7 protein-coding genes are annotated in these 11272 nt (G+C 36.3%); 3 read left to right on the top strand and 4 right to left on the bottom strand.

All coding sequences use genetic code 11. The features are described 5' to 3' along the window. Positions 1–87 precede the first annotated feature (87 nt). Positions 88–3114, bottom strand: coding sequence for a glycosyltransferase family 117 protein (locus AC1DDX_RS14130; protein WP_337717218.1), 3027 nt, complete (start codon positions 3112–3114; stop codon positions 88–90). Between the two features lie 569 nt (positions 3115–3683). Here AC1DDX_RS14130 and AC1DDX_RS14125 point away from each other — a divergent pair. The 3 genes from AC1DDX_RS14125 to pth all read left to right on the top strand — a co-directional run bounded on the left by AC1DDX_RS14125 (position 3684) and on the right by pth (position 5933). After that, positions 3684–4625, top strand: a complete 942-nt coding sequence (locus AC1DDX_RS14125; protein WP_172661532.1) for a ribose-phosphate pyrophosphokinase — start codon at positions 3684–3686, stop codon at positions 4623–4625. Positions 4626–4684: 59 nt separating this feature from the next. Continuing rightward, positions 4685–5263 carry a 50S ribosomal protein L25/general stress protein Ctc gene (locus AC1DDX_RS14120; RefSeq protein WP_172661531.1) on the top strand — a complete coding sequence of 193 codons (579 nt, stop codon included), beginning with the start codon at positions 4685–4687 and terminating at the stop codon, positions 5261–5263. Positions 5264–5372: 109 nt separating this feature from the next. Further along, on the top strand, positions 5373–5933 hold the full coding sequence (pth, locus tag AC1DDX_RS14115; RefSeq protein WP_172661530.1) for an aminoacyl-tRNA hydrolase: 561 nt from the start codon (positions 5373–5375) through the stop codon (positions 5931–5933). Here the strand turns inward: pth and AC1DDX_RS14110 are convergent. The 3 genes from AC1DDX_RS14110 to AC1DDX_RS14100 all read right to left on the bottom strand — a co-directional run. Then, on the bottom strand, positions 5923–7515 hold the full coding sequence (locus tag AC1DDX_RS14110) for a response regulator (protein WP_172661529.1): 1593 nt from the start codon (positions 7513–7515) through the stop codon (positions 5923–5925). The genes pth and AC1DDX_RS14110 overlap by 11 nt on opposite strands. A gap of 25 nt (positions 7516–7540) precedes the next feature. Continuing rightward, a complete protein-coding gene (locus tag AC1DDX_RS14105; RefSeq protein WP_288882848.1) occupies positions 7541–8365 on the bottom strand; it encodes a CheR family methyltransferase in 825 nt (274 codons plus the stop codon). Between the two features lies 1 nt (position 8366). Further along, on the bottom strand, positions 8367–11272 hold a 2906-nt coding region (locus tag AC1DDX_RS14100), incomplete at its 5' end, for a hybrid sensor histidine kinase/response regulator (protein WP_477622183.1).

Here is an 11272-nt window from a genome sequence, read left to right as displayed (position 1 = left end):
AGTTTTCTGTGAACCGACCTAGCGTTCATTTGGCTCTTTTTCTGAGCCAAATTAATGCAGCCGGGGAGCAGAATGAGAGCTTACCTCTTATTGTTGTGCAAAATATTGTGAAAACCTTCCTTCTAATTCATTGAATTGTTTTGTCAAACTCTGACTTAATTTAGTCTCCTTATTTGCCTCAGTTATTTTTGCCATTTGATTTAGGAACGACATACCAAGTTGTACGTTCTGTCCGCCAATAAATTTGTTTTTGCTCTTAGATACATCGGCAAGGTAAGTAAGTTCCTTTTGTATATAGGCTGCAGATTTTTCGATTAGAGCATTGGCTCTCTTGCTGTCATTCAAAGTATACAGATTCTCAGCCATAAAATATGCCCCCATCATAGAACGCATACCATAGAACTTATCAGGCATTACTTCGAAATAACGGTTCGCAACTTTTTTAGCATCTTCAATTTTTCCTTCTTTAACAAGACCGGTAATAGCATTATTAAACATGCTTGTAAAAATAGAGATATCGTCTGATGATTGCGTGTCAAGATAACGCGCATTCTTTACATTGCCCCATTTGAATTTATTCATCAGGTTATTGTATAGAACAGGCGTATTTACCAAATCGCTTTTTCCAGCGGCGCTATCTATTTTTAAAGGCATTAGTCGTATCGCAAGCCCTTCGTTATATAAATAGTTGTCCAGGCCATTGTATTGCTCTGAAGGCACTGTACTGGCAAAATAAATTGGTCTTTTCCAGTTATTGTGAACAAGGATGTCAAACATTGCTAAAGTACCTTTAGTAACGTAGTTCTTATTAAATTTCCATTCAAGAGCAGGAACAATTTTAGCTGAGTCTGCGGCATTAACTACCCCGTTTTTAATGACGTCAGCACGGTTTACAGTAAGTTTAAAATTTTTGGTTGGGATAAAGTTTTCTTTTGTACCGTCATTTAAGGGAAGTTTATCTTCATCATTATCAGAAGTTAATACTTCAAAAATCTTACTCAGTTCAATTGAACCTGCAATTTTATAATCCTGATAATACATTACATCTCTATTGCCTTGTACATATTGAGATTCTTTCATGCTTATCGGCAATGGCTCAGATTCATTTTGCTTACGCTTCATTCCATTTATATACCAATCAGTATCAAATAAGCTTAGGTTTACCAGACGGATATCTGGTCTAACATTTTCAACTTCCTGTATGTACCAAAGCGGATAGGTATCATTATCACCGTAGGTAAATAGAATTGCATTTGGTGCACAAGACTCTAAATAATCAACCGCTATATCATGAGCAACAAGCTTAGTAGAACGATCATGATCATCCCATCCTTGTGCCGCCATAATTACGGGTGCAGCAAACAATCCAACAACTGTTGCCAGAACAGCACCTGTAGCAGGGGTGACCTTCTTAAATAGCCACTCTTTTAAAGCCAATGCTCCCAGACCTATCCATATAGCAAAGGCATAAAAGGATCCGGCATAGGCGTAATCCCGCTCCCTTGGCTCCATAGGCTTTTGATTAAGATACAATACAATAGCCATACCAGTAAAGAAGAATAACAAGGCTATTATACCTGCATCTTTTTGATTACGTTGGAAATGCCATATTGCTCCCAGCAGTCCTAATATAAGCGGCAAAAAGAAGAATCTATTGTATGCATTATTGTCGGTTATAGTTGGAGGGAGGTGAGTTTGATCGCCCAGGCGAGCAGCATCTATCGGTTTAATCCCACTTAACCATTGACCTTCGTACAAACTTCCTTGTCCCTGATCGTCATTTTGACGACCAACAAAGTTCCACATAAAGTATCTCATGTACATCTGGCCGGTCTGATAGCCAAAAAAGAATCCAATATTATCTATAAGATTAGGGAAATGGGTATCATCAAAGCCCATCATATCCTTATAATAACCTATATGTCGCGCATCATCACTATACATTCTCGGAAAAGGGGTAGTTCTGTCGTACTCGTAATCAGTTTTTCTTCCAGCTACTTCATATTTTTCAGCACCTTTTCTGTATAGGGTTTTACCCTGTTTAATATCAACCTTTTGTGAGTTATAGTTAGGCCCAAATAGTAATGGTCTATCGCCATATTGTTCCCTGTTAAGGTATCCCAGAAATGAAAAAGCATTATCGGGATCACTATTATTTAGATTAGGATCTGCCTTCGCACGAATAATGATCATTGCAAAAGAGCCATATCCGAATATGATTAATACTGTAGATAATAGCGCAAGGTTGAGGATCTTCTTTTGGTGTTTTATCGAATATCTAATACCCCAAACAATACCACCTATTAATAATATTGCAAAGAAAATAACACCCGACCCAAAACCAAAACCTAAGGTGTTTACAAAGAACAAGTCAAAATAAGCACCGAAAGAAACCAGGTATTGAATGATGCCGTATTGTATAAAGGCTAAAATTAGAATGCCAATTAATCCCGTTTTTACAATACCTGAAGTAGTAGCTTTTTTAGTTTTCCTAAAGTAATAAACAAAAGCAATTGCAGGTATGGTTAGCAAGTTTAGTAAGTGGATGCCTATTGAAAGCCCCATAATGTAGGCGATAAATAACAACCACCTGTCAGCACGAGGTTCGTCGGCATGTGCTTCCCATTTTAATATAGCCCAGAAAACTATAGCTGTAAATAGTGAAGATAGCGCATATACTTCAGATTCAACTGCCGAAAACCAGAAGCTATCAGAGAATGTATAAGCAAGGGCTCCAACAACACCAGCTCCCATAATAGAGATTAGGTTGGCTTTAGAAATCTCTTCTTTATCTTTTATTAAGATCTTTTTGGCTAGGGCAGTAATTGTCCAGAACAAAAATAATATAGTAGCACCACTTGCAACTGCAGAACCCACGTTCATGAAATATGCTACTTTAGTAACATCGCCAAGAGCAAGTAAAGAGAAGAATCTCTGGATCATTAAAAATAAAGGCGCTCCTGGTTGATGCACCACCTGCATTTTTAGAGCAGAAGCTATGAATTCGCCACAGTCCCAAAAACTAACAGAGGGCTCTAGAGTTAAAATATAGGTTAAGGTAGCAATGGCAAAACAGAACCAACCGGTAATGTTATTGATTTTTGAATAATTCATTTCGTTATCAAGTAGTTACTAATGTAAAGGCAATTAATTGCGTCCGAAAATAAAGAATAAGATTGATAATCGTATAATCTAAAGCTGTGTTTAACAAATTTAACGTTCCTGCTTAAGATAATCACTACTTATAATATAGACGATATTGTATGAATTCAGTTATTGTAAAAATGTACGATTAGATTAAAACATGGCTTTATTCCTTAGTATATGCTGTATTCTGTATACATTATTTAAGTAACGTTCATGTAGTGAAAAAATAATTATAAAAATATGATTAGATTAACTGATTGATTTATTGGGAGTAATAAGCAGGGTGGGCTATTTGATATAAAATATTTTATATTTTTTTTATTTGCCCCTTGCAAAATTGAAAAATGTGCGTAGATTTGCATTCCATTTCAAAGCAACCTTTTTAATGGAAGATTGTCCGATAGTATAAGGGTAGTACAACGGTTTTTGGTACCGTTTGTCTTGGTTCGAATCCAGGTCGGACAACTAAACAATATTCGGATTGTGAATTAAACCGCAATCCGATTTTTTTTAACCAGTATTGAAACTTTTCAATAATGCCATTGCAATTTAACCCAGTTAAACTTTTTGCCGGAACCGGTACTAAAGATTTAGCACATAAAATTGCCGAAAGTTACGGCAAGCCTCTTGGTAATGTAACCTTAAGCAAGTTTAGCGATGGTGAGTTTCAGCCTTCTTATGATGAAACTGTAAGGGGGTGTGATGTATTTCTTATCCAATCTACCTATCAGCCTTCTGATAATTTAATGGAACTGTTATTAATGATTGATGCTGCAAAAAGAGCATCTGCACATTATATAACTGCGGTTGTTCCTTATTATGGATTAGCCAGACAAGATAGGAAAGATAAACCAAGGGTTGCAATCGGAGCTAAATTAGTAGCAAATCTTTTAAAATCTGCAGGTATCCACAGGATCATGACCATGGACTTACATGCAGCTCAGATTCAGGGATTTTTTGATATTCCGGTTGATCACCTTGATGGTTCAGTAATTTTTGTTCCTTACATAAAGAGTTTAGGGCTTGAAAACTTAACCATAGCATCACCAGATATGGGTGGATCTTACCGTGCGCGTACTTTTGCTAAGTTCTTTAATGCTGAGGTAGTGATTTGCGATAAGCGCCGTAAGCGTGCTAATGAAATAGAATCTATGTCTATAATTGGAGACGTAGTAGGGTTAGATGTGGTGCTTATTGATGATATTTGTGATACTGCAGGTACATTAGCTAAGGCTGCAGCTTTAATTATGGAAAAGGGTGCGAAAAGTGTAAGAGCGGTTTGTACACATCCGGTATTATCAGGCAAGGCATATGAAACTGTTGAAAATTCGATGCTAACCGAATTGATTGTAACAGATACGATTCCTTTGAAACAAGATAGCCCAAAAATAAGAGTGCTTTCAACAGCTCCATTGTTTGCAAAAGCAATTGCTAATGTGAATGAGCATGGATCAATTAGTGATCTTTTTAACGTTTAATATTAATAACTATATATAATGAAGCCGTTAAGGTTTCAAAACATTTAAAAAACAAAAAAATGAAAACAATCGCAATTAGCGGTTCTCCAAGAGAGAACGTAGGGAAACGCGATGCTAAAGAGCTTCGCTATGAAGGCAAAGTTCCTGCAGTATTGTATGGTGGTAAAGAACAAGCACATTTTGCTGTAGTAACAACTGAATTAAAGGATGCTATTTATACACCAGAAGCTAACTTTGTTGAGATTACCTTAGGTGGTAAGAAAATCAAAGCTATTATCAAAGAATTACAATTTCACCCATTAACTGATTTATTATTACACGTAGATTTTCTTCAGTTATTTGATGACAAAGAAATTCTAATGGAAATCCCTGTTAAATTAACCGGAACTTCTCCAGGTGTTAAAATGGGTGGTAAACTAGTTCAAAAATTACGTAAACTTCGTGTTAAAGCATTGCCTAAAGATATGCCTCAAACAGTTGAAGTAAGTATTGCGAAATTAGAAGTGGGTAATTTATTCCGTGTTCGTGACCTTCAAAAAGGCGCATACGTTATTACTAACACTCCTGAAGATACTATCGTTTCTGTAGGTATGTCAAGAGCATTAAAACAAGCAGAGCAAGAAGCTAACAAGAAATAATTCGAATTAGCTAAATATAAAAAGCAGCACTAAGATAATTAGTGCTGCTTTTTTTGTGAAAATAGAATTACAGAAAATGCATGTCGCGTAAACTATTATCTTTGCAGCAATGAAATACTTAATAGTTGGTTTAGGAAATATAGGACCTGAATATGCTTATACAAGGCATAATATTGGATTTAATATAGCTGATGAGTTAGTTAAGCAGCTGGGTGGTACTTTTTCTAATTTACGGCTTGCCTATTATTCTGAAGTTTCGTTTAAAGGCAAGAAGCTACACGTAATAAAGCCAACTACTTTTATGAATTTAAGTGGTAAGGCAGTAAATTATTGGATGCAGGAGCTGCGTATCCCCTTAGAAAATGTTCTGGTTATTGTAGATGATCTTGCCTTGCCACTTGGCAAGCTGCGATTAAAGATGCAGGGTAGCAGCGCAGGACACAATGGCTTAAGAAGTATTGAAGGTTTGTGCGGTGGACAAGGATATCCTCGTTTACGCTTTGGGATTGGTGATGATTTTCCCAAAGGTAGACAAGCCGATTATGTCCTTTCAAACTTTTATAAAGAAGAGCAGCCGGAATTGCCAGCACTGATAGATACAAGCGTAGAACTAATTAAAAGCTTTGTAACCATTGGCCCGGCAAAAACTATGACAGCCTTTAATAAGTAACTGTAGTATATTTGGTTATTTTCTCATGTAGGGTGGCAAGTTCAAAGGGTTTGCTTATTACATCATTTGCCCCCGCATCCATAGCAGTTTTAGTATCCGTTTCCATAACTGCAGCCGAAAATGTAATTATTGGGATGTTTTCTTTCCCTTTGGCATAACCATTTCTAATCATCCTGATTGCGTCTAAGCCATTTAAAACAGGCATAAAGGTATCCATCAAGATAAGGTCATAATGATTCTCTTTTAGCTTGTTTATTGCATCTTTCCCGTTTTCTACAACGTCTGCATCAATCATCCAATCCTTTAATATCTTCACAATAAGAAATTTATTGATTGGATTATCTTCTGCTACAAGAATTTTGACATTATCGAAAGGAGTGAAATTTTCTTTAGCTACTTTCTGAATGGGTAGTGTTTCTTTTACAATTTCGTACCAGTTTGTAAAACAGAATGTGCTTCCTTTATTTTCTTCACTAAATACTTCAAGGTAGCCGCCTTTGAGTTTGGCAAGGTTTTTTACTATAGATAACCCCAAACCTGTGCCGCCAAACTTTACCGTAGTTTGCTCATCGGCCTGTTCAAACGTCTCGAATATTTTCTCAATGTTTTCCGAAGCTATTCCAATGCCTGTATCAATTACAGAAAATTTAACCTGAATATTATTCCCTTTGCTATTAAGAATTTCTACCCTTAATGTAACACTGCCTTGAGATGTAAATTTAATTGCATTACCTATCAGATTCATTAAAATCTGGTTTAAACGCAATGAATCTGCAAGTACATGGACTGGAAGTTCAGGGGCTAATTCCATTTCTAAATTCAGTTTCTTCTCTTTTGCCCTTATACGTAAAAGATTAATAACTGAATTGCAAACGTTTTGGATATCAGTTGGAGTTCTATTAATTCTAAATTTGCCAGCCTCAATTTTTGATAAATCCAATATGTCATTAATAACGCCCAACAATGAACTAGAAGATATTTCAAGTAATGAAATCATCTCTCTTTGTTCCTCGGTTAAAGTGGTTCTTTCCAGCAGATGGGCAAGACCAATGATCCCGTTTATAGGAGTGCGGATTTCATGGCTCATATTGGCAAGAAAATTTTCTTTTATTCTTTTGCCCTGCTCAGCTTCTTCTTTAGCTTTTATAAGTTCCTTTTGATAAGCTTCCAGTTCTTTGTTCTTTGTTTTTATCTCACGTTGGTTTCTTATAAATTGTATAAAAGAATCAACTTTAGCTGAAGTGATAAACGGATCTAATGGTTTATATAAATAGTCAACAGCGCCGGAATTTAATCCTTTTACCGCATATTTTGTTTCTTTAGAAATTGCTGTTACAAATATGATTAATATGTCTTTTGTTCGAGGATTACTTTTTAGTATTTCAACAAGTTCAAATCCATCCATTTCTGGCATTTGAACATCAACCAAAGCAATTGCAATATCCATTTCCCAGGAAATTCTAAGTGCTTCATTTGGGTTTGTGGTACTAATTATATTAATATCATTTCTCTGTAGCAGTGCCTCAAGCGCTATTATGTTTTCAGGCCTGTCATCAACAATCAATATATTAATCTTCTCCATGTTTTATCTTATCTGAGTGTTAATGTTAACCTATTTTCTGGTAAATGTTGTTTTTTTTGTCTATGATTTTAAATCTGCCTATTTCAGTGCTTCTTAGTGTTTCCTTGGATCCTAAACATAAAAAGCCAAAATTAGCTAAACTATTGTAAAATAATTCAATTACTCTTTTTTGTAAGTCTGTATTAAAGTAGATAAGTACATTCCGGCAGGATATTACTTGAAATTCGTTGAATACCCCATCAGAAGCCAAATTATGAACAGAGAATAGCACATTTTTCTTTAAAGAATGATTAATTTTTGCAGCATCATATTTTGCCGTATAATAATCAGACAGTGTATGTATTGTGCCGGTTTTATGGAAGTTTTCAGAATATTGCTTCATTTTTTGCAAATCATAGATTCCATTCCGGGCATATTCCAGGACATCTACATTGATGTCTGTCCCATAAAAAAAGCATCGTTCGTACAAGTTTTCTTCAGAGAAAAGTATGGCGTAAGAATAAAGTTCTTCTCCGGTAGAGCATCCAGCATTCCAAACTTTGATTCTTTGATAAGATCTTAAATAAGGAATTACATTAGTAGCTACTGATTTGAAAAATAAAGGATCCCTAAACATTTCAGTTACGTTTACCGTCACTTCAACTAAAAAATTCTCAAAATAATCAGGATCATTTGTTAATAATATGCGCAAGTCAAACAGCGATAGCCTTTGAAGTTGCATAATTCTGGTAACCCTTCTTTTTAGAGAAGCAGCAGAATAATCTCCAAAATCAAAACCATGAACATTTCTGATAAAATCTACCAGATCGGCTAGTTGCTCGTACGTTATTGTGTCTGATGATTGATCCATATTAGCTTAACCAAACTCTTAGCATTGATAGCAGTTTATCCATATCTACCGGTTTAGATATGTAATCATTGGCACCCGCCTCAATACATTTCTCCCTATCATTTTTCATGGCTTTTGCTGTTAAAGCAATAATTGGAAGTTTCGAAAAGCGCTTCTCGCTTCTAATTGCTTTCATCGCTTCGTATCCATCCATTTCGGGCATCATAATATCCATTAGAACCAAATCAATCTGTTCGTTCTCGGCCAATCGTTCAAGCGCCTCTCTTCCGTTGTTTGCAATTACAATATTTATATCGTAGAGTTGCAAGGCACTGGAAAGAGCAAAAATATTACGCATATCATCATCGGTAATTAGAATGGTTTTGTCTTTTAATGCTTTTTCAATAGTGGATAGGCCCTTACTTTTATTTTGTGTTTGAATCGTGGATCGGTCGCTTTGTTTAAGCTTGTTCATGAAAAGACTGACCTCATCAATTAATCTGTCATTTGATTTGTTTGATTTCAGAACCATGGCTTCTGTATATCTCATGATATGAGCCATTTTTTCATCGCTTAATTCCATCGCTGTATTTATGATTACAGGCACGTGGGCAAGGGCCGGTTGCGATTTAATCGTATCCAGCAGATCGAATCCGGAAATATCTGGAAGCTTTAGGTCGAGGATAATACAATCAAATGTATGTTCTTCCAGCAGGGCTAATGCCTCTTTACCTGTAAAGGCTTGTTTTACATCAACACCTTTATCGGTAAGCTGCTGGGTTAAAACTTTACTATGAAGCTCCTGGTCTTCAATTACTAAGACTGTATTAAAATTATATTTTATGTACGCTGAACTTAATAGTTCAAACGCCTCGTCAAGTCTATCCTTTTCAATAGGTTTTTTGAGGAAGCCTATTGCGCCTTCTTTTTTTGCCTTACTTTCCTTTTCATTACCTGCCGACATCATGTGTACAGGGATATGTTTTGTTTTGGGGTTTTCTTTTAGCTTTTTAAGTATTGTCCATCCGTCCATAACGGGCAGCATAATATCCAAAACAATAGCATCTGGAAGTTCAGATATAGCCATTTCCAATCCAACATCTCCACTATGAGCAAGAAGAGGTTTAAAACCCTTTTCTATAGCGTAATCATTCAGTACGTCTGCAAAGACAACGTCATCTTCCACTATTAGTAATGTTTGAACTGTGCCGTTCTTGACTGGAAGTAGTACAGGCTCAGGAATTAAAGGAATAATTTTAGCCTCTTCATTTATTTGGTTAATTATCTCTTTCGGATTATTTGAGGTATTTTCCTCAGGGATAAAAAGTGTGAAGGTGCTTCCTAAACCAGGATCACTTATTACCTGAATTTCGCCTCCAAGTATATATGCAAGTTCCTTGCTAATAGATAAGCCCAAGCCCGTGCCACCATATTTTCTGCTTGTCGATCCATCGGCCTGTTGGAATGCCTCAAATATTAGCTTCTGCTTATCTTCCGGTATTCCAATTCCAGAATCCTTTACCGTTATAGCTATTATATTCTTATTTAAGTTTCTCAACTGCTCAGAGTAGAACTTCGTCCCTTTTGCCGCACTGCTTAGATTTAAAGATATCTCTCCATGCTCTGGAGTAAATTTAAAGGCATTTGAAAGGAGGTTCTTCACAATTTGTTCCAGCCTTGCCTGATCAGTAAATATAGATTCGGGTAAGTTTTGTTCAAGAGTGGTTTTAAAAGTGATTTTCTTACTTCTGGCCAATTCGCTAAACAATGCATCCATATCTTGTTGAATGGCCTTAGGCGAGACGTGTTCTATTGTCAGATCTATTTTGCCTGATTCAATTTTCGAAAGATCAAGAATGTCGTTAATAAGCGTTAACAGGTCGGAGCCCGCATTATGTATAACCCCTGCATATTTAATCTGATCTTCGTTTAAATTTTCAGGTCTGTTCTCTTTTAATATTCTTGCCAGAATCAATATGCTATTCAAAGGAGTTCTTAACTCGTGACTCATATTGGCCAAAAACTCAGATTTGTATTTGCTTGAAACTTCCAGCTCTTCAGCCTTTAAGCTCATTGCTTCCCGGGCCTGGTTTACTAGAATATTACGTTCTTCAAGCAATTGAGCTTTTTCTTCCAGTTCGGCATTGGTTTGGCGCAGTTCCTCTTGTTGTACCCTAAGTTCTTCTTCTGATGCCTGTAGCTGTTCTGATTTATACACCAGTTCTTCATTTGTTGTGCGAAGCTCTTCCTGCTGACTTTCCAACTCTTCGGCCTGCTGTTGAGTTTGTTCAAACAAGGCCCTTAATTTAACACGTGCTACTGCACTGTTTATTCCTACACCAATGCTTTCGGCAATTGTGTTTAAAAACACTAGCGTAGATGAATCTGGTTCTTTATTTAAACCTAACTCTATTACCGCTAGCGTTTCGTTTTCGAATAGTATTGGAAGCAGAAAGATATGGCTTGGAAGGGTGCTGCCTAACCCCGATTGAATCTTTATATAATCTGAAGGAACTTTGTTAAGCAGTTTGGATTGCTGCTCAAGAGCTGCCTGTCCAACCAATCCTTCACCAAATTGATATTCCTTTATGGTTCCTTTTGTATTTTCAAATGCATAACCACCAATAAATTTGATGGTTTTTTTTGAACGATTAACCAGAAATACTGAACCAACAGGTGCATGTATATAATTACATATTGAGGTTATTATTTTTGTGCATAGCTCATCAGCCCCCTGCTCTCCACGCATAGCCTCATTTACAGCTGTTGCGCCAGATAGCAACCAGTTTTTTTGTTCGTTTTCAGCCGAAATCCGTTCCAGTTCTATATTAGAGTCTCTGATGTGATTTTCTGTTAGTTTTTGCTGGTCAAAAGTTCTTCTAATATAGGAGAATAGAAACAAGATTAAACAAAAAATGACTACCGCAC

This window comes from Pedobacter sp. 10L46_2 (genome assembly GCF_056395165.1).
The sequence above is the reverse complement of the archived record's forward strand: the minus strand, read 5'-3'. Positions and strand labels throughout refer to the sequence as shown.